This is a genomic window from Streptococcus mitis (genome assembly GCF_946190155.1).
In the GTDB taxonomy this organism is placed as follows: Bacteria; Bacillota; Bacilli; order Lactobacillales; family Streptococcaceae; genus Streptococcus; species Streptococcus mitis_CL.
In genome coordinates this window covers 1-23,131 of sequence record NZ_CAMHZL010000006.1, presented here as the reverse complement: position 1 = coordinate 23,131, position 23,131 = coordinate 1, and the positions used below count along the sequence as shown (strand labels likewise).

Below are 23,131 nucleotides of genomic sequence, written 5' to 3'. Positions count from 1 at the left end.
CTACTCACTAGTCTCATATATTTTTCGGAGGTTTGCAACATCCTCTTCCTGGATACCATAAAAGGAACCTGCAGGTTGCATCACAGACTTCTCATCTGTATGATCCAAGCCAATCGCATGCCCCAACTCATGTTCTGCCGTATGGACAATGCGCTCATAGGAATAGCCATAGTTAGGATTGGACAGATAATAGTGATTCAACCGCACCGTGACAGACAAGAATTGTCCTGTTAAGAGATTAGTCTGACTTTCCGCCTCTCCTGCCACAGGAGTGCCTCCGTCATTCATCTCCGTAGCCAAGATATCTGCCTTGCTGGACTCAGTCACGAGTTCAAAATGAAAAGCACCCGTTTGATTCCAATTCTGGATTGCTTCTAAATACGCCTCTTGAAAGCGTGAATCCATCTGGGGATCTAGATAAATACGAGCAGAAGCCTGCGGCCACCTTCCTTCAGAGTGTTGGTGGCTATCTGTCTGGTTCAACTTAGGCAGTTGCCCTGTTTTTTCCCATTGGTCGATACTTTGTTGACCAATTTTTACTGACCGCTCTGCTTGCTTTAGCGCTCCTTGAAAATCCCCGTTCAGATACCAGAGAAGTCCAAAAGCAAAAGCACACAAAAGAAAAACTATCCAAACTAGACGCCAAAACAAACGCCACACAAAAGAAAAGAAAGCCCCTATCAAACGAAAAATCCAGCGCATGTCTCTCCACCTTTCTAGAAAATAAAGTCTATTTTACTAAAACAAGCTGAAAGAAAACTAAATTATGACAATCTCTCTTCCAATTTGAAATCGATTGGCAGAGTTGCTAGAAACCGTTCCAATTGTTTTTCCCAGTAGTACCACTCGTGAGTTCCAGCACTATGGCTATAGGTCACATTAAAGCCCAGTTTTTTGAGATTATTCACTGCTAGATTATTGGCTTCGTACAAGAAATCCTGCTCGCCACACCAAGCCCACAGCTTGGTCTTTTTATCCGATTTTTTAGCCAAACTTTCAAGAGAATAGGGGCTAGCTGTCCAATCTTTAATCTCCCCAAAAACACCTCTCCAGTAAGCTGGTGTCCCCAGATTTTGGTTTTCAGGAGAAAAATCTTGAAAACTAAGGGCACCTGAAAAGCTAGCTGCATGAGAAAAACGATTTGTAGCAAGAGCCAGTTTGAAACAGCCATAGCCTCCCATAGAGAGACCAGCGATAAAGGTCTTTTCACGCTTGCTAGTCATATTAGGGAAGAAGCGTTTCAGAACCTCTGGCAATTCCTCTGCTAGAGCTGTGTAATAGTCAAAACCATACTGGGTATCGGTGTACCAACCGTTGCTGGTATTGGGCATGACGACGATGAGATTGGTCCCTCGAAGCAAGCGTTCTACGTTGGTCCGCTTGAGCCAACTATTATGGTTACCAGACATCCCGTGCAAGAGGTACAAGACGGGAATGTCTTTACAATCTGGTTCTTCCACTCGATTAGCATCAGGATAGAGAACATTCACTCCCCACTCCATATCTAAAACTTGTGAGTAATACTCAATTTTCATTACTGCCATATTTTTTCCTCTATTTTTCTATAAGAAAAAGCCGAAACTCGACTTTCTCCCTGTTTATTTCAACAATTATTTCGCTTCCATGACTACTGGTAAAATAGCTGGACGACGCTTGGTTTGATCAAAGAGATACTTGGTAAGATTCTCCCGAACCTTCCCTTTAAGATCTGCCCAGTCAAAGTCATCTCCTTGAAGATAGTCTTCTACCGTCTGGTTAATCAATTCTGAACTTTCACGGAGAATATCGCGACTCTTCTTGAGATAAACAAATCCACGCGTGTGAACACGAGCCTTGGCTACAATTTTCTTCTCACGACGGTTAACGGTGATTGCGACGATGAAAATTCCATCTTCTGACAAGACCTTACGGTCACGAAGAACCACATTACCAACATCACCGATGGCATTTCCGTCAATCAAGACATCCCCTGCCGAAACCGCGCCAGCTGGAACAAAATCGCCATTCTCGTAAGCCATGCTGGTTCCCTTTTTAGGGATAAAAATGCGTTCTGGCAACATACCGACTGCCATAGCAGCCTTAGCATGGGCATCCAACTCACGGTATTCCCCTTGAATTGGGAAGAGATACTTGGGTTGCAAGAGGTTAATCATCAACTGCAAATCACGCGCATTTCCGTGCCCTGACACACGCAAGCTTTGGGTGATCAATTTGACAACGCCTCCAGCTTGGTAAATCATATTTTCCACACGCGCCATAACTGCTTCTTTAGCAATAGACGGAGTGGTTACGATATAGACCAAATCACCGTCCTTGATTTCCACATAACGGTGGCGACCAATCGACATTTTACGAAGACCATTGATTGGCTCACCCATACGACCTGTCTCAAGGATAATCAACTCATGGTCTTCAAAGCGAGACATATCTTTTGGCTTAATCAAAAGACTTTCGTTAGCTAGGGATAATTTCTTGAGGCGAATAGCAGTGCGGACAATATTTTCAATATCAAATCCCGTCAAGACCACACGACGGCCTGTTGCATCCGCAGCGTCAAATACCTGCTGGATACGAGAGAGGTTGCTGGCTACTGCTGCAACGATGATACGACCATCCCAGTCCGAAATAGTTTGAGTGATCTCGTCCCCAACTTCACTTTCGCTAGCCACTTGGATATTGCTATCTGCATTGGCTGAATCGCTAAGAAGAGCTAGAACTCCATCACGACCGATTTCTGCCAAACGAGCGAAGTCTGTGGCATAAGATTCACTAGCTGTCTGGTCAAATTTGAAGTCACCTGTATAAACGATACTACCTTCAGCTGTCTTCAAGACAACCCCCAGACTTTCTGGGATAGAGTGTGTCGTACGGAAAAAGGACACCACAGTCCCTCCAAAATCAATCTCCGTATCCTCATCGATAACATGAAAATCATTGAATTTCTTAACTGTATCATTTCCTTTGACAAAAAGTTTTGCCAACTCAATGGTCAACTCAGAGCCAAATACAGGGACCTTGGCTTCAGCCAAGAGATATGGCAGAGCACCAATGGCATCCGCATGGCCGTGGGTCAAGAAGACCCCAGCGATACGATCGCTATTTTCAAAAAGGTAGTCCATATTGGGAATGACCACATCCACCCCTAGTTGTTCATTTTCAGGGTATTTTAGACCTGCATCCAAAACGAAAATAGACCCATCGATTTCAGCGATATACATATTTTTCCCATTTTCACGTACACCACCAAGTGTTGTTAAACTGATATTACTCATTTTTCCTCCGAAAGCTTAGTTTTTCTTGATTATAGGGTTGCTTGCCCTTTTATTCTAAAAGTACTACTTTTAGCCGAATCTTTTCCTACCATTATACCATTTTTTTGATGATTTTCAAAATGAAGATTTGTTTTCAAAAAAGAGCTGGTTGCCCAACTCTTTCCTATATGCTATTCTTTTTTCATTAAAAAGTCATAAATTTCTTGCACGGTACCCAGCGCCATCATTTCTTGGTCTTTGACGGTTTGTTTGAGATTTTGGTAAATCTGACTTTCTCCGATTTCCCGCTTTGGTGCCTCTTTATTGACTGTCATGACACCATCTTTGATCGTCACAAAGCCTAGCTCTTCAAATACTTGAATCATCTTAACCAGCAAGATTTGTTGGATATTGAGATAGGCTGCCAAATCCTTCAGTTTGTAGCGAATATCAAACTCTGGGAACTGGTAGATGGTCTTGTACAATTTGGCAAACTGCTCTCTAGTCCCATAACCTGTCAGATAGTAGGCCTTGTCAATATCATTTTTAAAATAGACAGCAGAGAAATTTTGTTCCTGAAAAATGGTCTTCAGCTGAGTAATATCCTCAGGAACGGTTTTCACAACAACCGCTTCACTAGTCGCTATATCTGGCAATTCTCCAACAAAATCCAAGACTGGAACTCCCTCTGGCAAGACTGCATTTTTTCCACGGATGTTAAATAGTTGAACACCCTCCACACGCGCATCCACCATCATCAACTGAAGGGCAGTTTGGCCATTCCATTGGTTGACAGACAATTTAACCGCCAACTCTAGATTCTTGGTTTGAGAAAACTCTGTCGCCCATCTACCTTGGCCAAAGGCTACCACTTCAAAACTCGCCTCACCTTTGGAAATTTTCAACTTGAGATGGGCATTGCCTGCCCCCATAGTACGAGCACTTTCGACCTGAAAATCCTTTATATAAAAGACAGGTTTCTGATTGTCCATGCCAAAAGGTGCCAAACGTTCAAAACTTTTGACCGTTTCCAAGCTAAGTGTCTCCAAATCCAGCTCTTCATCTAGATTTAACTTGTTCTTGCCAGCAGCATCTGCGCCTTTTTCACGGACATAATCTTCCAAAACCTGAGATAAATCTGAGAGTTTCTCCACTTCCAGCGTCATCCCAGCTGCACCAGCATGGCCACCAAAGGCGATGAAGAGGTCACGATGAGGATCCAGAGCTTCAAAAATATCCACTGCTTCCACACTACGAGCACTACCCTTGGCACGACCGTCTTCTATATTGAGAACGATAACTGTCTTCCCTAGTTCTTCCAACAAACGACCAGCCACGATACCCAGAACCCCAGGATTCCAGCCTTCCTTGGCCAAAACCTGAACCTTCTTCTCAGGGTCCACCATGGTCTTAGCTTCTTCATAGATAGACTGGACGATTTCCTTACGCTCTTCGTTTTTCTGATGAATCATGAGAGCAATCTCGTGAGCTTCCTCATCATCAAAGCCAGTTAGCAAATCAATGGCAGGATTGGGATCATCCAAGCGGCCCAAGGCATTCAAACGAGGGGCAATCTGGAAACCCACCGTTTCTTCTGTTACTTCATTGGCAGCAATCCCAGCCATATCCAGCATTTCTTGTAAGCCAATGCGCTGAGTATGCCCCAGCATTTCTAGACCATATTGAACCAAGATACGGTTCTCATCCGTCAAACTAACCATATCTGCAATGGTACCAATAGCAACCAAATCAAGCAATTCCACTTGTACTTCTTCTAACAGGGCACAAGCCAGCTTGAAAGCCACTCCACAACCAGCCAAATATTTGAAAGGATAGTCCGCATCTGGATGTTCAGGATGGACAATAGCATAGGCATCTGGTAAGGTTTCAGGCATGGAATGGTGATCTGTGACAATGACATCCACTCCCATAGACTGGGCCAGTTCAATGGCCTCATGACCAGCAACTCCATTATCCACCGTCACAATCAAGGAAATTCCTTCTTGCTCGATAAAATATTTGTAAACACTGGCATTAGGTCCATAACCATCGGTAAAACGATTGGGAAGATAAACCCGGCACTCGGCACCAAGCTGTTCCAAACTTTCCTTAACAATCGAAGCCGAAGTCATACCATCCGCATCATAATCACCGTAAACGAGGATATTTTCCCCTTCTTCAATGGCCTGACGAATCCGTTCTACTGCCTTGTCCATATCATGGAGCAGATAAGGGTCGTGCAAGTCCTCCAAGGAAGGTTCTAAAAACTTCTTCAGACTTTCTTGGTTCTGAATCCCTCTTTCAAATAATAACCGAGCCACCTCAGGACCCAGTCCAGCCTTCTTGGCTATCTTTGTAAAATCCGCATCTTCTACCTGCGGGGCAAACTGCCATTCATAAGTAGGTGTTATCAAAAAGACATCCACTCTTTCTAAGAATTCTATTGCTTCATTATAACATGATTTAGGCTTTTTCTCTATCCTGATTGCTTTCTACAAAAATTTTACTAATTTTTTTCTGATATGATTTGACAAGAAAAATCTTTTGGTGTAGAATCATGTTATAAAATCTAACACAAAGGAGATTCCTTATGGCTTTAGTAGAATTTGAACACGTCGAAAAATATTACGGAGACTACCACGCACTCCGCGACATCAATCTCCGTTTTGAAAAAGGGCAAGTCGTTGTCCTCCTAGGCCCTTCTGGTTCTGGGAAGTCCACTCTTATCCGCACCATCAATGGTTTGGAGGCTATCGACAAGGGAAGTCTTCTAGTAAATGGTCACCAAGTTGCTGGTGCCAGCCAGAAAGATTTAGTACCTCTTCGCAAGGAAGTCGGCATGGTTTTCCAACATTTCAACCTCTATCCACACAAAACAGTGTTAGAAAACGTAACACTTGCGCCCATAAAAGTTCTAGGAATTGATAAAAAAGAAGCTGAAAAGACAGCACAAAAATATCTGGAATTTGTAAATATGTGGGACAAGAAAGATTCTTATCCAGCCATGCTGTCTGGTGGACAAAAACAACGGATTGCCATCGCACGTGGACTAGCTATGCATCCTGAGCTCCTCCTCTTTGATGAGCCAACATCTGCCCTCGACCCTGAAACCATCGGAGACGTTCTAGCAGTTATGCAAAAATTGGCCCACGATGGTATGAATATGATTGTCGTTACTCATGAAATGGGCTTTGCCCGTGAAGTTGCTGACCGCATCATCTTTATGGCTGACGGAGAAGTTTTGGTGGATACGACAGATGTTGATGACTTTTTCGACAATCCAAGCGAACCTCGTGCCCAACAATTCCTCAGCAAAATCATCAACCATGAAAGTGACAAAGTCAAATAAGGAGGCGCCTATGAAAAAGAAATTCTTTTTATCAGCATTATTGATTAGCCTTTTCGGGCTTGCTGCTGCAAAACCAGTTCAGGCTGATACCAGTGTCGCAGACATTCAAAAGAGAGGCGAGCTGGTTGTCGGTGTGAAGCAAGACGTTCCCAATTTCGGTTACAAGGATCCCAAGACAGGGACCTATTCTGGTATCGAAACCGACTTGGCCAAGATGGTAGCTGATGAGCTCAAGGTCAAAATTCGCTATGTGCCGGTTACAGCACAAACTCGCGGTCCCCTTCTAGACAATGAACAGGTCGATATGGATATAGCGACCTTTACCATCACAGACGAACGAAAAAAACTCTACAACTTCACCAGCCCTTACTACACCGACGCTTCTGGCTTTTTGGTCAATAAGTCTGCCAAAATCAAAAGCATTGAGGACCTAAACGGTAAAACCATCGGCGTTGCCCAAGGTTCCATTACTCAACGCCTGATTACCGAACTGGGTAAAAAGAAAGGCTTGACCTTTAAATTCGTCGAACTTGGTTCCTACCCAGAATTGATTACTTCCCTTCACGCTCATCGAATTGATGCTTTTTCCGTTGACCGCTCGATTCTGTCTGGCTACATCAGCAAACGCACAGTACTACTAGATGATAGTTTCAAGCCATCTGACTACGGTATCGTTACCAAGAAATCAAATACAGAGCTCAACAACTATCTTGATAACTTGGTCACCAAATGGAGTAAGGATGGCAGTTTACAAAAACTCTATGACCGTTACAAGCTCAAACCATCTAGCCATACTGCAGAATAAGGAGGATACCCCATGACAGATTTATCATCTTGGACAGCCTATTTTCAGGATTTTGGACAATTTTTCAATGGTTTCCTCTTCACCCTTGCCCTAGCGATTGGATCCTTTATCCTAGCCATGGTTTTGGGTATCTTCTTCGGAGCTATGTCGACCAGTAAACGTCCAATTTTGAGAATTTTGGCTCGTATCTTTGTCGAATTTTACCAAAACACTCCCCTCTTGGTGCAGTTTGTCATCGTTTTTTACGGCCTACCTCTTATCAGTGACCACACCATCATGATTCCAATTTATTGGACGGCTGTACTCTGCGTAGGACTCTATCACGGTGCTTATATCGCTGAGGTTATCCGTTCAGGGATTCAGTCTATTCCTAGCGGTCAGATGGAGGTCGCCTTGTCGCAAGGTTTCACCTATATCAGTGCTATGCGCTTGATTATCTTGCCTCAGGCCTTCCGTATCATTCTCCCTCCATTGACCAACCAAATCGTCAACCTCATCAAGAATACCTCTACAGTCGCTATCATCTCTGGAGTCGACTTGATGTTTGTGACCAAGTCTTGGTCAGCTCTTAACGGAAACTACATTCCAGCCTTTCTAGGCGCTGCCCTGCTCTACTTTTCTCTATGCTTCCCTGTTGCCCAGTTTGGTCGCAAGATGGAGCAAGCCAACAAAAAAGCCTATTCACTTTAGGAGGTTACTATGGAATCCATTTTAGAAGTTTTGACCCCAGATAACCTAGTCTTTATCTTTAAAGGATTTGGCTTGACACTCTACATTTCTCTGATTGCCATCGTCCTCTCTACCCTTATCGGTACGGTGCTAGCTGTCATGAGAAATGGGAAAAATCCTATCTTGCGCATCATTTCCAGCATTTACATCGAATTTGTACGTAACGTTCCTAACCTCCTCTGGATTTTTACTATCTTTTTGGTTTTCAAGATGAAGTCCACTCCAGCAGGAATCACTGCCTTTACTCTCTTTACCTCAGCAGCCCTAGCTGAGATTATCCGAGGTGGCCTCAATGCCGTAGACAAGGGACAATACGAAGCAGGAATGTCACAAGGCTTCACTTCAGCCCAAATCCTCTACTACATCATTCTCCCACAAGCGATCCGTAAAATGCTGCCAGCCATCATTTCTCAGTTTGTAACCGTGATTAAGGATACCAGTCTTCTCTACTCTGTTATCGCCCTACAAGAACTCTTTGGAGCCAGCCAAATTCTCATGGGCCGTTATTTCGAACCAGAGCAAGTGTTTAGTCTTTATATCCTGATTGCCCTCATCTACTTCAGCTTCAACCTAGCAATTTCGAGCCTATCTCATATGCTAGCAAAACGTTGGCAACAAGCTGCAGAATAAACAGCAACTCTCCAGTTAAATTGGAGAGTTTTTTTATGATAGTAGATATTTATAGACCTCAATTTGACACCATACTTTTTCTATGATAAAATGTAACAAATTTATTTACAACAAATCAAATCTAAATGAAATGGAATTTTCTATGAAATCAATCAAAGGACTACTCTTTATCATAGCTAGTTTTATCTTGACTCTTTTTGCTTGGATGAACACTTCTCCCCAATTCATGATTCCAGGACTAGCTTTAACAAGCCTATCTCTAACTTTTATCCTAGCCACTCGTCTCCCCCTACTAGAAAGCTGGTTTCACGGTTTGGAGAAGGTCTATACTGTCCACAAATTCACAGCCTTTCTCTCAGTCATCCTACTAATCTTTCATAACTTTAGTATGGGCGGTTTGTGGGGCTCTCGTTTAGCTGCTCAGTTTGGAAATCTTGCCATCTATATCTTTATCAGTATCATCCTTGTCGCCTATTTAGGCAAATACATCCAATACGAAGCTTGGAGATGGATTCACCGTCTGGTTTATCTAGCCTACATTTTCGGACTCTTTCACGTCTACATGATGATGGGCAATCGTCTTCTCACATTTAATCTTCTAAGTTTTCTTGTTGGTAGCTATGCTCTTTTAGGATTGCTAGCTGGTTTTTATATCATTTTTCTATATCAAAAGATTTCCTTCCCCTATCTAGGGAAAATTACCAATCTCAAACGCTTAAATCACGATACTAGAGAAATTCAAATCCATCTTAGCAGACCTTTCAACTATCAATCAGGACAATTTGCCTTCCTAAAGATTTTCCAAGAAGGCTTTGAAAGTGCTCCGCATCCCTTTTCTATCTCAGGCGGTCATGGTCAAACTCTTTACTTTACTGTTAAAAATTCAGGTGACCATACCAAGAATATCTATGACAATCTTCAAGTCGGCAGCAAAGTAAGCGTAGACAGAGCTTATGGACACATGATCATCAACCAAGGACGAAAAAATCAGATTTGGATTGCTGGAGGCATTGGGATCACCCCCTTTATCTCTTACATCCGTGAACATCCTATTTTGGATAAACAGGTTCACTTCTACTATAGCTTCCGTGGAGATGAAAATGCAGTCTACCTAGATTTGCTCCGTGACTATGCTCAGAAAAATCCTAATTTTGAACTCCATCTAGTAGACAGTAGGAAAGACGGCTATCTTAATTTTGAACAAAAAGAAGTACCCAAACATGCAAGCGTCTATATGTGTGGTCCTCTTTCTATGATGAAGTCACTCGCTAAACAGATGAAAAAACAAAATCCAAAAGCAGAGCTTATTTACGAAGGATTCAAGTTCAAATAACCACTCATACTCTCCTGGAATTTCCCAGGAGTTTTTTCTACGCAATCTCAAAAAACACTGCCAGATTTCTAGCAGTGTTTTGAGTTTCATTTGCAGGCATCTATCCCTCTTAATCCTTCATCTGACTCTCTGCGTCGGCCACGACTTGCTCTAAACTGGTCTGACCAAGTTCAGCCTCCATAGCCAGCTGGATTCTCTCCAATTTTTGATCCAAAACATCATGAATATGAGCTCCAACTGGACAATTTGGATTCGGATTATCATGGAAACTGAAGAGTTGACCAGTCTTACCAAGACACTCAACCGCTTGATAAACATCTAATAGACTAATGTCTTTGAGATCCTTAACAATCTCTGTTCCCCCTGTTCCGCGCGCTACTGAAATCAGCTCTGCCTTCTTTAACTGGGACAAGGTCTTTCTGATAATGACAGGATTGACCCCGACACTAGTAGCCAGAAAATCACTGGTCACCTTGCTTTCCTTCCCCTTGAGGGCAATGATTATCAGCATATGAGTCGCAATGGTAAATCTACTTGGAATTTGCATCCTCTTCTCCTTTTTACGAGGCTACCCTGCCTCTACTCTTCTTTTTCTATTATTATACCCTTTTTAGTTGTAATGTCAATCGTTACCACTTTTCAACCAGGCATCTAATTCCCTATCGTAGCCCTCTTTCTGGGCCAATTCTCTCAAAAATTCCTGATTGTGAGTATGGTGGATACCATTGACCAGACTTTCATAGTAAACCTCAAAATAGGGAAGTTTGAGGTCTTTAGCCAACTGCAATTCAGCTGCCACATCGTAGTCTACCCGTCGGAAGTCCATATCTACCAAGCCCTTATCATCAAACTCTAAAATCATATACTGGGCCCGTAAGTCCTTCCGTAACTGGGCATCTAGAAAGAAAGGCTGCCCAATCGAACCTGGATTGACAATCAATTGACCACCAGTCCCGTAACGAAGCAACTGCTGATGAATATGACCATATACAGCGATATCACAAGGTGGATTGGTCACCAAGCGGTCAAAATCCTCTTGCGCTCCAGTATGAATCAACTCTCTCCCCCAGTTCTTATCAGGAAGATGGTGGCTAATTCCTACCGTCAAATCCCCAAACTGACGATGAATCTGTAGAGGTTGATTGTGGAGCATTTCGATTTCTTCTAGGGAAATTTCCTCTAAAACATACTGGCACTGGCGCAAGAGATAGCGTTGACTAGGACGAGTACTATCCAATTCCTTGCGGACACCATGCCAAAGACTATCTTCCCAGTTTCCCAAAACTCTAGCCGTAATCGGTAGTTGAGCCAACAAGTCCAAAATCCTTCTACGCCCTGTTCCTGGCATGAGAATATCTCCCAAAAGCCAGTATTCATCCACTCCTAGCTGCCGAGTATCTTTCAAAACAGCCTCCAAGGCTGTAGTATTTCCATGAATATCTGAAAGAAGAGCTATTTTTGTCATTCTTTCTCCTCATTTCCTCTTATATATCTTTTTAATATTATAACAAAAAATACTGTATAATAGTCACCTTTAACCCACTCTTACTAAATCCAGAACACTACTTTTATCAAGGTAAAGACTTATCAAAAAGATGATTTCACATTACTCCTAACAAAGCATAGCAAGCACTTTTTCAATGAAGAAAATTCAAAAAAATCTACAAATATCTTGAAAAATCTCACAATCATGCTATAATAATCCATAGAGACAAGTCACTTAGTCCCTTTCTACTAGAGAGTGCGTGGTTGCTGAGAACGCATAGAAAGCCTAAACTGATACTACTCTTGAGTTTTTATGAAAACATAAAACGGTGGCCACGTTAGAGCCAATCAGAGGTGTCCCTCTTTTTTTGAGGAACATAAATGAAGGTGGAACCACGTTGCGACGTCCTTTCGAGGATGTCGCTTTTTGTTTTTCTAGCTTTCACAATCCTCTGTCCCTGTTTTCAGAATGGGGTTAACACATTCGTCAATAATATAAGTAAGGAGAACATCATGATTAACATTACTTTCCCAGATGGCGCTGTTCGTGAATTCGAATCTGGCGTTACAACTTTTGAAATTGCCCAATCTATCAGCAATTCCCTAGCTAAAAAAGCTCTTGCTGGTAAATTTAACGGCAAACTTATCGACACTACTCGTGCTATTACTGAAGACGGAAGCATCGAAATTGTGACACCTGATCACGAAGATGCCCTTCCAATCTTGCGTCACTCAGCTGCTCACTTGTTCGCCCAAGCAGCTCGTCGTCTGTTCCCAGACATTCACTTAGGAGTTGGTCCAGCCATCGAAGATGGCTTCTACTACGATACAGACAACACAGCTGGTCAAATCTCTAACGAAGACCTTCCTCGTATCGAAGAAGAAATGCAAAAAATTGTCAAAGAAAACTTCCCATCAATCCGTGAAGAAGTTACTAAAGACGAGGCACGTGAAATCTTCAAAAATGACCCTTATAAGTTGGAATTGATTGAAGAACACTCAGAAGACGAAGGTGGTTTGACTATCTATCGTCAGGGTGAATATGTAGACCTTTGCCGTGGCCCTCACGTCCCATCAACAGGCCGCATCCAAATCTTCCACCTTCTCCATGTAGCTGGTGCTTACTGGCGTGGAAACAGTGACAATGCTATGATGCAACGTATCTATGGTACAGCTTGGTTTGACAAGAAAGACTTGAAAAACTACCTTCAAATGCGTGAAGAAGCCAAAGAACGTGACCACCGTAAACTTGGTAAGGAGCTTGACCTCTTCATGATTTCTCAAGAGGTTGGTCAAGGGCTTCCATTCTGGTTGCCAAACGGTGCGACTATCCGTCGTGAATTGGAACGCTACATCGTTGACAAAGAGCTAGCTTCTGGCTACCAACACGTTTATACTCCACCACTTGCTTCAGTTGAGCTTTACAAGACTTCTGGTCACTGGGATCATTACCAAGAAGACATGTTCCCAACTATGGACATGGGTGACGGGGAAGAATTTGTCCTTCGTCCGATGAACTGTCCGCACCACATCCAAGTCTTCAAACACCATGTTCACTCATACCGTGAGTTGCCAATCCGTATCGCTGAAATCGGTATGATGCACCGTTATGAAAAATCTGGTGCCCTTACTGGTCTTCAACGTGTACGTGAAATGTCACTCAACGACGGTCACCTCTTTGTGACTCCAGAACAAATCCAAGAAGAATTCCAACGTGCCCTTCAGTTGATTATCGATGTTTATGAAGATTTCAACTTGACTGAATACCGCTTCCGCCTCTCTCTTCGTGACCCTCAAGATACTCACAAGTACTTTGATAACGATGAGATGTGGGAAAATGCTCAAACCATGCTTCGTGCAGCCCTTGATGAAATGGGTGTTGACTACTTTGAAGCCGAAGGTGAAGCAGCCTTCTACGGACCAAAATTGGATATTCAAGTTAAGACCGCCCTTGGAAAAGAAGAAACTCTTTCTACTATCCAACTTGACTTCTTGCTTCCAGAACGCTTCGACCTTAAATACATCGGAGCTGATGGCGAAGAGCACCGTCCAGTTATGATCCACCGTGGGGTTATCTCAACTATGGAACGCTTCACAGCTATTTTGATTGAGAACTACAAGGGTGCCTTCCCAACATGGCTAGCACCTCACCAAGTAACCCTCATCCCAGTATCTAACGAAAAACACTTAGACTACGCATGGGAAGTAGCTAAGAAACTCCGCGACCGTGGTGTCCGTGCTGATGTCGATGAGCGCAATGAAAAAATGCAGTTCAAGATCCGTGCTTCACAAACAAGCAAGATTCCTTACCAATTGATCGTTGGGGACAAGGAAATGGAAGACGGAACTGTTAACGTTCGTCGCTATGGCCAAAAAGAAACACAAACTGTCTCAGTTGATGACTTTGTTCAAGCTATCCTTGCTGATATCGCCAACAAATCACGAGTTGAGAAATAAAACAATCACAGTCTGAGAAACATTTTCAGAGCCAGAAAAAGCAACAACTATTTCAGCTGTTGCTTTTTATATTTTATTTAATCTGAGCTAGTAGTGATTGGTCAAAGCACCACAAATGATATCCTCATCAACAATCCTTTCTATCCACCAATTTTTGGATATAGGACACCCTACAAAGATTTGCTTTCATGAGTTGGATAAGGTCAACATCCTCAATCCTTATCTGCTTCATTTTCTTTTACGAGATCTTTTTGTGAATCCTTTTCAGAGAGTTTTTGATCGATATACTTGTTAATGGTTTCATAAAATTCCTTGGTCGTATCACTGTCTAATTTGGTCGAATTATGAACTTGATTGACTTTCAATTGAACAGATTGAATACCGTAAGAGGCTTGTTTTTGGTGGAGCGTTTCTAATTCTTCTTCTGAAATCGGATCTCCAACAACCGTCAAGACCAATTCATTGTCCCTTGACTTGTAGACTTGATTAATGACCGTATGATTGGCGAACTCTTTTCCTACAAACTGTTTGATTCCTTCTTTTCGCGCTTGATCTATCGTCAGAGTGACTGCTGAATAGCTGGCTGGAAGAATCAATAATACAATCAAGGATATCAACCCAATTCTCATTTTAATATTTAGCTCTTTAAATGAACTTAAGGGAGATTTTCTCATCATAATTCTTGTTCCAACAATGTTGATTAGCATGATAAAGACAAAGTTGATCAAGAAAAGATAGAGAGCGCCAAATAAAAATCGTACATTTCCATTAGCTAAACCGTAACCTGCAGTACAGATAGGTGGCATCAGAGCTGTTGCAATGGCTACTCCTGGCACGATATTGTTTGCTTCTTTTTTCCTTGAACCAATGAAACCTGCTATCCCACCAGCAATAGCAATTAAGACATCCCAAATCGTTGGAGAAGTTCGTGCAATCAACTCGCTACTTGCATAAGATAAGGGAGTAATCCAGAAATACAGAGTCGATACAAGTAAACTGACCAATACTTGAGTAAGTAAAACCTCTAGAGATTGCTTGATTAAACGAGTGTCAAAAATAGCTAAACCTAATCCTAGTCCAACAATCGGTGTCATAAGAGGGGAAATCAGCATGGCTCCAATAATGACAGCTGTTGAATTCACATTTAGGCCGATAGAGGCAATAAAAATCGCACACATCAAAATCGCTGTATCTCTCGATCTAACATGAAGGTCATCGTATAATTTCTCACGGTATTCCCGTGTTGAATAATTGGCAGTCATTTGTCCTCTCCTCTTTCCTTATTTAAATCGGTATAATAATTAATAATAACAGCTGATAAACAGCCAAAAAATATGAGCCCATAAATCGTCAAGAAGACACTGGTAATCCTTCCAATCAAGGTCACAGCTAGGAGATCCCCGTAGCCGACAGTCGTCGAAGTCACAAAAGCATACCAAAGACCGTCTCCGTAATTTGTGATAGCAGGTTCAACTAGGAAAAGCACGCCTCCTGACCCAAAAACAAAGGTCACAAAACTCAGAGCAAACCGAGTAAAACCCGTAACCTGTATAATATGCCATAACATTTTTAAACGTCTCATTTGTTCTCCTTATTCATACTAGCTCCTGACCGAGCCGTTTTTTCTAATAATCAAAGTGAAGATAGGACATGATCTCCATCAGAGAAAGATAGACAAACTGATAGATCTGATTTAAGCTGATTATCAACTGATATTGTTTGAAAAATGACTGGAAGAAAGACCAGATATGACTGTCTTGAATCAGTCCCTTCTTAACATCAGACAGGATATTAGCTAAAGCTCCCAAGGACTGAAACGGTAAATCCTTGACATTTATATAGATCCGGTCCACCACATCATTCAGACTGGTATCTTGGATGGCATGAAATTCTCCAAAGAGAACTCCTGCCGCTCCAAGAGTAGAAACAAATTCCACCAAATAATTTCTGAGGAAATTTTCTCAACCTTTTCCCATAATGTGTTTAGTGCCATCCATAACGATCCCAACCAGAAAAAGGAAAGAAAACAAGCAAAGAAATTTTGCCGTAAATCCCAAAAAGCTTCAAGACTTGGTGTTGTTGGTTTTTCTAACTTTTTTCCTTGAACCAATGAAACCTGCTATCCCACCAGCAATAGCAATTAAGACATCCCAAATCGTTGGAGAAGTTCGTGCAATCAACTCGCTACTTGCATAAGATAAGGGAGTAATCCAGAAATACAGAGTCGATACAAGTAAACTGACCAATACTTGAGTAAGTAAAACCTCTAGAGATTGCTTGATTAAACGAGTGTCAAAAATAGCTAAACCTAATCCTAGTCCAACAATCGGTGTCATAAGAGGGGAAATCAGCATGGCTCCAATAATGACAGCTGTTGAATTCACATTTAGGCCGATAGAGGCAATAAAAATCGCACACATCAAAATCGCTGTATCTCTCGATCTAACATGAAGATCATCGTATAATTTTTCACGGTATTCACGTGTTGAATAATTTCCGTTCATTGGTTACTCCTTTTATTTTATATAATCTTGTTTCTGCATGGATGATGGTAGAGAGACTTCTGTCCAATCTTACATATTTTTCTTCTCACCTGTTATTCTTTTGAAAATTATCTTTTAAGTATCCGTCAGTCCATCCTCCATATTATATCAAAAATTTTACAGTTTTTCTCTGAAGAAATCTCTCAATTGAATAGATAGATGAAGCAAGAAATTTTTGTTTCCTTATCCGAAGAAGGAAAAACGGCATCTCCTGAACCTTGATACTATGCGTTTTATTCTTTATAATTTAGCTATTTCAAAATTACAAGTTCTCCATTCTTAATTTCCCAAACTTGGTCAAACTTACTTAATAATTCGTTTTGGCGATGTAAAGTAACAATGACGGCACTTGGTAGTTCCAGAACTCTTTCCAATTCCATTTTAAACTGATTAGTATCCAAGGCAGAGAAAGGTTCGTCTAGGATAAGCAATGGATTTTTACGATTTTTCTCACGATTTAAATACATTCGTTGTTGCTGACCACCTGACAGGGATTGTGGTGGAATTTTTTCAAAATCTTCTTCTCTGAATTTTTCATTGAAACTATTGAATAGCGTTACATTATTTTCATAACTCGAAATAAATGTATGTTCTTGTTGCAGAATCATACCGAATCTTCCCCAAAGATGGTCCAAAACAAGCCCATCTAGCACAATTTGTCCTTCAAAATCTTCATCTGTTCCATTTAAAATGTTGAGAAGACTACTTTTTCCAGAACCATTCTTACCAATAAGCGCAATTTTATCCCCTTTTTGAATCGTAGCGGAAGTAATTATCAATTTTGATTCTCCCAGTTGTTTGGAAATGTTTTTCAAAGTAATCGTATCAAAAGAATGTTGAGGTGCTTGAACTGAAACGGGTCTCCCAACAATGTTTTGAAAACTCTTGATTACAGGCTTTACGGACTCTAACATTTGTAAATCATAAAGGATTTCCTGTATTGGTTCAGAAAAAGCATTAATATATCCGAAACTCGCCACCACCTCCGGAATACCGAGTTGCTGGTGAGATAGAGAGTAGGCTAAATAAATAAACAGAACAAGACTAATGAATTCAAAAGAAACACCTGTCAATAAGATGCCTGTAATTTTTGTCAAACCATACTTAAAATACTTATCCTGCAAATTCTTTAGAGAACTCTTTTGTTGATTCAAAAAATGCGACATAGTTAGTTTATTTACCAAATGATGTCCCATGAGCAAATCCTCCAAAGTTCGATAGTAATCTCCTTGTTTTTTCAAGTAAACCTGTCTACGATTAGCGGTCAACTTCCCAACGATTTTAGGAATTTGAATACTAATTCCAGTAGAAAAGATTAAAATCAGTGATACAATAGGATTAATTGTTCTGCTAATAATGAAAGCGTAAATGATGATACGTAAAATTTGTTTGATAAAACTCATCAATGGAGGAAGGTAATCCTTTTCCAACGAATCTAGGTCATTAGATTGATAGGAAATATACTCTGCTACTGTTTTCTGCTTGAAATCGTGGTGACTGAGTCCCAGAAGTGAACGAAACCACTCATTTTTCAAAGTAGTCGAAAAGATAATCCCCTGCTTCCAATCAAGTATCATTTGGATATAGTTACAACTCAAATAGCCTGCCACTGACATAGAGTAACCATATAGAGCTACTTGATAATCCCCTTTGATTAATGCCTGCGTGAAATACGGTAACAAAGCTGTGCAGATATTCGATACTACACCAAAAAGAAAATTAAAGAAGAGATACCATCTAATAGTTTTAAGATATGGTAGCATATACGATACTCCTTGCTAATGCGTTTTTTTACATATCGCAGAACAATCTCTACTATTCCCTATTTCAGATAGTGCGATACTCGGACATTGAGTGCAATAATTGTAAATCACACAAGTACTGCAGTTTTTACTATCATTCAAAATATAATTTGCTATTTTGTAAAATATAGGTCTATCCCATGTTTCTTTGATAGATGTAAAATGAATATTTCCAATACTTCTATTGAAAGTAAGCTTTTTCAGTTTTTCTAACGATTTAGGCTATTTCGTGACACACCCACAATCCGTGAAAATTCTGGTTATATCAGATTATGTGATTTTCGTAAGAATTTTATATTGTCTCCAATCATGGCAGTCTCCTTTTACTTGATAAAATTATTATAACATTTAGAAATTAAAAACTGGTTCAAAATCAATAGAATGTGTGTATTCGATACATTCAATAATTCTTTGGAAACAGTTCTACACCAGTTACACAAATCTATATACACCTATCTCATTCAAAATAAAAAGAAAGCTGCAGTTCTTTTAATCCTGTATCAACGATTCATTCTGAAATCGAATAGGAGACATTTCCCAAGTCTACAATTCACTTCATCTCAAATTAATTTTTGTAATTCACCCTTAGATTATAGATTTTATACTCAACAAAAGTATAAAGCATACAAAACTTCACTTTGAACCAGTATTTATACTATATTCCGTATTAAAAATTCTATTATTGGTTTTGTAAAAAACAGTCTTCAAATATCCTGAAATATAGCAAAAAGAGATTGGGTAAAAACTCATTGTCTCTTCTCACTCAAGGACTAAGTTCACTTGAGCAAATCTAATCCGTACTATCGTTCCTTCTCCAACCTCAGACTCGATACGAATCTGGTGGCCTAGTTCTTCAGAAATTTTCTTAGATAGATACAGTCCAAGTCCAGATGACTGCTGGGTTAGACGTCCATTATATCCTGAGAAACCACGTTCAAAGACTCGGAGGACATCACTGTTTTTTATCCCGATTCCCGTATCCTTGATACAGAGTTCCTGGCCTTCCATATAAATCTCCAGACCACCTTCCTTGGTGTACTTGAGACTGTTTGAGATAATTTGTTCAATGACCACTAGTAGCCACTTTTTATCCGTCACGATTTCTTTATCAAGATCATGTAGATTGACATTTAAGCCTTTTTGAATAAAGAAAAGAGCATATTTACGAATTATTTCCTTGACCAAGTCCTCGATTTGCACCTGCTTCAAGACCAAATCATCATGGAAACTTTCTAAACGCAGGTACTGTAAGACTAGGTTGGTATAGGAGTCTATCTTGAAAATTTCCTGTTCTAACTGCTGCTTCAGTTGGCGGTCAGCTACTTCTGCAACTAAGAGTTGACTAGCTGCAATGGGTGTCTTAACCTGATGGACCCACAAGGTATAGTAATCCAGCAAATCCGTCAGTTTTCTTTCTGAATCTGACCTCTGCTGATAGAGTTCCATCTCACGCGCTTCTAATTTTTCTGCTAAAGCTATTTCCAAAGGAGATTTGGCTTCCCTCTCCCCATAGAGAATTTCCTGGCGATAGACCTGCATTTCCACCAATATGTCCCAAGTGAAAAATAAGATGGTTACAAAACAACATAGCAGGAAAAAGTAGAGAAAATAAATTCCCAAACTGGCAAATAAAAACTGAAAGAGCAAAACCAGAAACGTCAAAGAAAGCAGATAGACAAACAGACGACTACGGGAACGCAGATAGGCTAGAAAAAATTGTTTCCAATCAAGCATGCTTCAGTCCGTACCCTATCCCTTTCTTGGTCTCGATAAATCCTACCAAGCCCTGTTCTTCCAACTTTTTACGCAAACGAGCCACATTAACAGAGAGGGTATTGTCATCAATGAAAAAGTCACTATTCCAAAGTTCCCGCATGAGATCGTCACGCGCTACAATATTGCCCGCATGCTCAAACAATACTCGTAAAATCTGGAATTCATTCTTGGTCAAATTCAAGACTTGCCCTTGATAATGTAAATCCATGGATTTGGTATTAAGGATAACACCAGCATATTCCAGTAAACTCTCGTCACGCCCAAACTCATAGGAACGGCGCAACAAGCCCTGAACCTTGGCTAGAAGGACCTGCTGGTCAAAAGGCTTGGTCACAAAGTCATCCGCCCCCATATTGATTGCCATGACGATATCCATAGCCTGGTCTCTCGAAGACAGAAACATGATGGGTACCTTGGAAATCTTGCGAATCTCCTGACACCAGTGATAGCCATTAAACAAGGGCAGTCCAATATCCATGAGGACCAGATGAGGTTCCGACTGGACAAAAAGACTCAAAACTTCCATAAAGTCTTCTACCAGAACCACTTCAAATCCCCATTCAGAGAGCATTTTCCCGACCTGTTGACGAATGACCTGATCATCTTCTACTAATAAAATCTTGTGCATGCGCTCCTCCTTTTCTATTATTATAACAGATTTTTCCATGTTAGAAGGTCTGAAACTGAATTTGAAAGAGCTTGTTTTTAGCCAACAAAATGAGGCAACCCTACTAGCTAATTTGAGGGAAATTTGATAAGATAAATAAAAAAGAAAGGAGCTCTAATGGCCAATATTTTTGATTATCTGAAAGATGTCGCACACGATTCCTTTTACGACCTTCCTTTGAATGAGCTAGACATTCTAGCCTTAACAGAAATCACCTATCTCTCCTTTGATAATCTGGTCTCCACAAGTCCTCTGCGACTTTTAGACTTGGCACCTCTCATTCCAAGAGAGTCTAACATGTTGACCAGTAAAAACCGCCTCCAGCTATTAGATGAACTAGCTCAACACAAACGCTTCAAAAATTGCAAACTCTCCCATTTTATCAATGACATTGATTCTGAACTGCAAAAGCAATTTGCTGCTATGACCTACCGCCTCACTCTCGATACCTATCTGATTGTCTTTCGTGGGACAGATGACAGTATCATTGGCTGGAAGGAAGATTTCCACCTGACCTATATGAAGGAAATTCCTGCTCAAAAGCACGCTCTCCGCTATTTAAAGAACTTTTTTGCCCGCCATCCTAAGCAAAAGGTCATTCTGGCCGGGCATTCCAAGGGAGGAAATTTAGCCATCTATGCTGCTAGTCAAATTGAGCAAAGCTTGCAAAATCAAATCACAGCAGTTTATACCTTTGATGCGCCTGGTCTCCATAAAGAACTGACACAAACCGAGGGCTATCAAAGGATAATGCATAGAAGCAAGGTCTTCATCCCACAAGGGTCCATTATCGGTATGATGATGGAAATCCCTAACCACCAAATCATCGTGCACAGTACTGCCTTAGGTGGTATCGCCCAGCACGACACCTTTAGTTGGCAGATTGAGGACAAGCACTTCGTCCAACTGGATAAAATCAACAGTGATAGTCAACAAGTTGACACAACCTTCAAAGAATGGGTGGCAACAGTCCCTGACGAAGAACTCCAGCTCTACTTCGACCTCTTCTTTGGCACCATTCTAGATGCTGGGATTAGCTCCATCAATGACCTGTCATCCTTAAAGGCTATCGAACACATTCATCATCTCTTTGTCCAAGCTCAATCCCTCACTCCAGAAGAAAGGGAAACCATGGGACGCCTCACCCAGTTATTAATTGATACCCGTTACCAAGTCTGGAAAAAGAGATAATCCACATAAAAAACCCAACTAATCGTTTGATTAGTTGGGTTTTCATTTATGAAGTTGAATTCCTTTGTTTAATCTTTAATGATTAAAACATTAGTCTTCTTTTTTCTTGCGTGCCACAAGACCAAATCCGCTCAATACTCCAAGAAGTCCAAGAGCTGCTAGGCTTGAGTGATCTTCTGTACCAGTATTAGGCAATTCCTTAGCTGGTTTAGCTGGAGCTGGTTTTGATGGTTTCGCAGGTTCTGGTTTCACAGAAGGAATGATTTTTTCATAAACATGAACTGTGTCGCCATTTGGAAGTTTCTTAGTCTCTACGAAGCGGTAGCCTGGAATATCTTTCTTAGGTTGGTCGCCATCTTCTGTTGGATAGTTTGGAATTTCATTTCCTTCTTTATCCTTGAATGATGTCTTAACTTTTTCGTAGACGTGCTCGATGTCGCCATTTGGAAGTTTCTTAGTCTCTACGAAGCGGTAACCTGGGATATCTTTCTTAGGTTGTTCGCCATCTTCTGTTGGATAGTTTGGAATTTCATTTCCATCTTTATCCTTGTGACTTGTCTTAACTTTCTCATAAACGTGTTCGATGTCGCCATTTGGAAGTTTCTTAGTTTCTACGAAGCGGTAACCTGGGATATCTTTCTTAGGTTGTTCGCCATCTTCACTTGGATTACCTGGAATCTCGTTTCCTTCTTTATCCTTGAATGATGTCTTAACTTTTTCGTAGACGTGTTCGATGTCGCCATTTGGAAGTTTCTTAGTCTCTACGAAGCGGTAACCTGGGATATCTTTCTTAGGTTGTTCACCATCTTCTGTTGGATAGTTTGGAATTTCGTTGCCGTCTTTATCCTTATGACTTGTCTTAACTTTCTCATAAACGTGTTCGATGTCGCCATTTGGAAGTTTCTTAGTCTCTACGAAGCGGTAGCCTGGGATATCTTTCTTAGGTTGTTCGCCGTCTTCTGTTGGATAGTTTGGAATTTCATTGCCATCTTTATCCTTGTGACTTGTCTTAACTTTCTCATAAACGTGTTCTACATCGCCATTTGGAAGTTTCTTAGTCTCTACGAAGCGGTAGCCTGGGATATCTTTCTTAGGTTGTTCGCCGTCTTCTGT

20 protein-coding genes and 3 pseudogenes are annotated in these 23,131 nt (G+C 41.0%); 8 read left to right on the top strand and 15 right to left on the bottom strand.

Features of this window, described 5'->3' with window-relative positions:
• The 4 genes from N8O80_RS06390 to recJ form a co-directional block, all read right to left on the bottom strand.
• Complete coding sequence (locus N8O80_RS06390) at positions 1-702, bottom strand: M57 family metalloprotease (protein WP_261027293.1); 702 nt, start codon at positions 700-702, stop codon at positions 1-3.
• Positions 703-764: 62 nt separating this feature from the next.
• Positions 765-1,544, bottom strand: coding sequence for an alpha/beta hydrolase (locus N8O80_RS06385; RefSeq protein WP_261027292.1), 780 nt, complete (start codon positions 1,542-1,544; stop codon positions 765-767).
• A gap of 66 nt (positions 1,545-1,610) precedes the next feature.
• A complete protein-coding gene (locus N8O80_RS06380) occupies positions 1,611-3,272 on the bottom strand; it encodes a ribonuclease J (protein ID WP_261027291.1) in 1,662 nt (553 codons plus the stop codon).
• Positions 3,273-3,442: 170 nt separating this feature from the next.
• A complete protein-coding gene (gene recJ, locus N8O80_RS06375) occupies positions 3,443-5,665 on the bottom strand; it encodes a single-stranded-DNA-specific exonuclease RecJ (protein ID WP_261027290.1) in 2,223 nt (740 codons plus the stop codon).
• Positions 5,666-5,841: 176 nt separating this feature from the next.
• Here recJ and N8O80_RS06370 point away from each other — a divergent pair, with 176 nt between their 5' ends.
• The 5 genes from N8O80_RS06370 to N8O80_RS06350 all read left to right on the top strand — a co-directional run bounded on the left by N8O80_RS06370 (position 5,842) and on the right by N8O80_RS06350 (position 10,097).
• The gene (locus tag N8O80_RS06370; protein WP_084928862.1) at positions 5,842-6,600 is read left to right on the top strand and encodes an amino acid ABC transporter ATP-binding protein; all 759 of its coding nucleotides are present in this window, start codon (positions 5,842-5,844) and stop codon (positions 6,598-6,600) included.
• Positions 6,601-6,610: 10 nt separating this feature from the next.
• The gene (locus N8O80_RS06365; protein ID WP_261027289.1) at positions 6,611-7,405 is read left to right on the top strand and encodes a transporter substrate-binding domain-containing protein; all 795 of its coding nucleotides are present in this window, start codon (positions 6,611-6,613) and stop codon (positions 7,403-7,405) included.
• Positions 7,406-7,417: 12 nt separating this feature from the next.
• Positions 7,418-8,095 (top strand): amino acid ABC transporter permease, encoded by a 678-nt coding sequence (locus tag N8O80_RS06360; RefSeq protein ID WP_261027287.1) that lies wholly within the window; start codon positions 7,418-7,420, stop codon positions 8,093-8,095.
• Positions 8,096-8,104: 9 nt separating this feature from the next.
• Positions 8,105-8,764, top strand: a complete 660-nt coding sequence (locus N8O80_RS06355; RefSeq protein ID WP_125410098.1) for an amino acid ABC transporter permease — start codon at positions 8,105-8,107, stop codon at positions 8,762-8,764.
• 142 nt (positions 8,765-8,906) lie between these two features.
• Positions 8,907-10,097, top strand: a complete 1,191-nt coding sequence (locus N8O80_RS06350) for a ferredoxin reductase family protein (protein WP_212573934.1) — start codon at positions 8,907-8,909, stop codon at positions 10,095-10,097.
• Between the two features lie 109 nt (positions 10,098-10,206).
• Here N8O80_RS06350 and N8O80_RS06345 read toward each other — a convergent pair whose 3' ends face one another.
• Positions 10,207-10,644: an Rrf2 family transcriptional regulator gene (locus N8O80_RS06345; protein WP_261027285.1), complete on the bottom strand. Its 438-nt coding sequence runs from the start codon at positions 10,642-10,644 to the stop codon at positions 10,207-10,209.
• 75 nt (positions 10,645-10,719) lie between these two features.
• Positions 10,720-11,562, bottom strand: a complete 843-nt coding sequence (locus tag N8O80_RS06340; RefSeq protein ID WP_212573935.1) for a metallophosphoesterase family protein — start codon at positions 11,560-11,562, stop codon at positions 10,720-10,722.
• A gap of 311 nt (positions 11,563-11,873) precedes the next feature.
• Between N8O80_RS06340 and N8O80_RS09835 the strand changes: the two are divergent.
• Together N8O80_RS09835 and thrS are read left to right on the top strand one after the other, a co-directional pair.
• Positions 11,874-12,061: pseudogene (locus N8O80_RS09835) on the top strand (hypothetical protein).
• A 34-nt stretch (positions 12,062-12,095) separates the two neighbouring features.
• Entirely contained in the window at positions 12,096-14,039 is a 1,944-nt protein-coding gene (thrS, locus tag N8O80_RS06335; protein WP_261027284.1) for a threonine--tRNA ligase, read from the top strand.
• A 212-nt stretch (positions 14,040-14,251) separates the two neighbouring features.
• On the opposite strand, the gene N8O80_RS06330 is transcribed toward thrS, so the two are convergent.
• The 8 genes and pseudogenes from N8O80_RS06330 to N8O80_RS06295 all read right to left on the bottom strand — a co-directional run bounded on the left by N8O80_RS06330 (position 14,252) and on the right by N8O80_RS06295 (position 20,788).
• On the bottom strand, positions 14,252-15,301 hold the full coding sequence (locus tag N8O80_RS06330) for a DUF389 domain-containing protein (protein ID WP_261027283.1): 1,050 nt from the start codon (positions 15,299-15,301) through the stop codon (positions 14,252-14,254).
• The gene (locus N8O80_RS06325) at positions 15,298-15,621 is read right to left on the bottom strand and encodes a potassium channel family protein (protein ID WP_001253404.1); all 324 of its coding nucleotides are present in this window, start codon (positions 15,619-15,621) and stop codon (positions 15,298-15,300) included. The genes N8O80_RS06330 and N8O80_RS06325 overlap by 4 nt, the downstream gene beginning before the upstream one ends.
• Positions 15,622-15,664: 43 nt before the next feature.
• Positions 15,665-15,976, bottom strand: a complete 312-nt coding sequence (locus tag N8O80_RS06320; protein ID WP_261027281.1) for a hypothetical protein — start codon at positions 15,974-15,976, stop codon at positions 15,665-15,667.
• Positions 15,901-16,134, bottom strand: a pseudogene (locus N8O80_RS06315) (TMEM175 family protein); the annotation flags it as partial. The gene N8O80_RS06320 and the pseudogene N8O80_RS06315, both read right to left, overlap by 76 nt.
• Positions 16,133-16,543, bottom strand: a pseudogene (locus N8O80_RS06310) (DUF389 domain-containing protein); the annotation flags it as partial. The pseudogenes N8O80_RS06315 and N8O80_RS06310, both read right to left, overlap by 2 nt.
• A gap of 290 nt (positions 16,544-16,833) precedes the next feature.
• Entirely contained in the window at positions 16,834-18,345 is a 1,512-nt protein-coding gene (locus N8O80_RS06305) for an ATP-binding cassette domain-containing protein (RefSeq protein ID WP_004242726.1), read from the bottom strand.
• Positions 18,346-19,143: 798 nt separating this feature from the next.
• Entirely contained in the window at positions 19,144-20,118 is a 975-nt protein-coding gene (locus tag N8O80_RS06300; RefSeq protein WP_261027280.1) for a sensor histidine kinase, read from the bottom strand.
• The gene (locus N8O80_RS06295; RefSeq protein WP_000548991.1) at positions 20,111-20,788 is read right to left on the bottom strand and encodes a response regulator transcription factor; all 678 of its coding nucleotides are present in this window, start codon (positions 20,786-20,788) and stop codon (positions 20,111-20,113) included. Before N8O80_RS06295 ends, N8O80_RS06300 begins: the two co-directional genes overlap by 8 nt.
• 156 nt (positions 20,789-20,944) lie before the next feature.
• Here N8O80_RS06295 and N8O80_RS06290 point away from each other — a divergent pair, with 156 nt between their 5' ends.
• Positions 20,945-22,018: a DUF2974 domain-containing protein gene (locus N8O80_RS06290; RefSeq protein ID WP_261027278.1), complete on the top strand. Its 1,074-nt coding sequence runs from the start codon at positions 20,945-20,947 to the stop codon at positions 22,016-22,018.
• 90 nt (positions 22,019-22,108) lie between these two features.
• Here N8O80_RS06290 and N8O80_RS06285 read toward each other — a convergent pair.
• Positions 22,109-23,131: MucBP domain-containing protein (locus N8O80_RS06285; RefSeq protein WP_261027276.1), on the bottom strand; the 1,023-nt coding region annotated here is incomplete at its 5' end.

Coding starts and splice junctions, on each gene's coding strand:
- N8O80_RS06390 (WP_261027293.1), bottom strand. CDS start 702: ATGCGCTGGATTTTTCGTTTGATAGGGGCTTTCTTTTCTTTTGTGTGG.
- N8O80_RS06385 (WP_261027292.1), bottom strand. CDS start 1,544: ATGGCAGTAATGAAAATTGAGTATTACTCACAAGTTTTAGATATGGAG.
- N8O80_RS06380 (WP_261027291.1), bottom strand. CDS start 3,272: ATGAGTAATATCAGTTTAACAACACTTGGTGGTGTACGTGAAAATGGG.
- N8O80_RS06370 (WP_084928862.1), top strand. CDS start 5,842: ATGGCTTTAGTAGAATTTGAACACGTCGAAAAATATTACGGAGACTAC.
- N8O80_RS06365 (WP_261027289.1), top strand. CDS start 6,611: ATGAAAAAGAAATTCTTTTTATCAGCATTATTGATTAGCCTTTTCGGG.
- N8O80_RS06360 (WP_261027287.1), top strand. CDS start 7,418: ATGACAGATTTATCATCTTGGACAGCCTATTTTCAGGATTTTGGACAA.
- N8O80_RS06355 (WP_125410098.1), top strand. CDS start 8,105: ATGGAATCCATTTTAGAAGTTTTGACCCCAGATAACCTAGTCTTTATC.
- N8O80_RS06350 (WP_212573934.1), top strand. CDS start 8,907: ATGAAATCAATCAAAGGACTACTCTTTATCATAGCTAGTTTTATCTTG.
- N8O80_RS06345 (WP_261027285.1), bottom strand. CDS start 10,644: ATGCAAATTCCAAGTAGATTTACCATTGCGACTCATATGCTGATAATC.
- N8O80_RS06340 (WP_212573935.1), bottom strand. CDS start 11,562: ATGACAAAAATAGCTCTTCTTTCAGATATTCATGGAAATACTACAGCC.
- thrS (WP_261027284.1), top strand. CDS start 12,096: ATGATTAACATTACTTTCCCAGATGGCGCTGTTCGTGAATTCGAATCT.
- N8O80_RS06330 (WP_261027283.1), bottom strand. CDS start 15,301: ATGACTGCCAATTATTCAACACGGGAATACCGTGAGAAATTATACGAT.
- N8O80_RS06325 (WP_001253404.1), bottom strand. CDS start 15,621: ATGAGACGTTTAAAAATGTTATGGCATATTATACAGGTTACGGGTTTT.
- N8O80_RS06305 (WP_004242726.1), bottom strand. CDS start 18,345: ATGCTACCATATCTTAAAACTATTAGATGGTATCTCTTCTTTAATTTT.
- N8O80_RS06300 (WP_261027280.1), bottom strand. CDS start 20,118: ATGCTTGATTGGAAACAATTTTTTCTAGCCTATCTGCGTTCCCGTAGT.
- N8O80_RS06295 (WP_000548991.1), bottom strand. CDS start 20,788: ATGCACAAGATTTTATTAGTAGAAGATGATCAGGTCATTCGTCAACAG.
- N8O80_RS06290 (WP_261027278.1), top strand. CDS start 20,945: ATGGCCAATATTTTTGATTATCTGAAAGATGTCGCACACGATTCCTTT.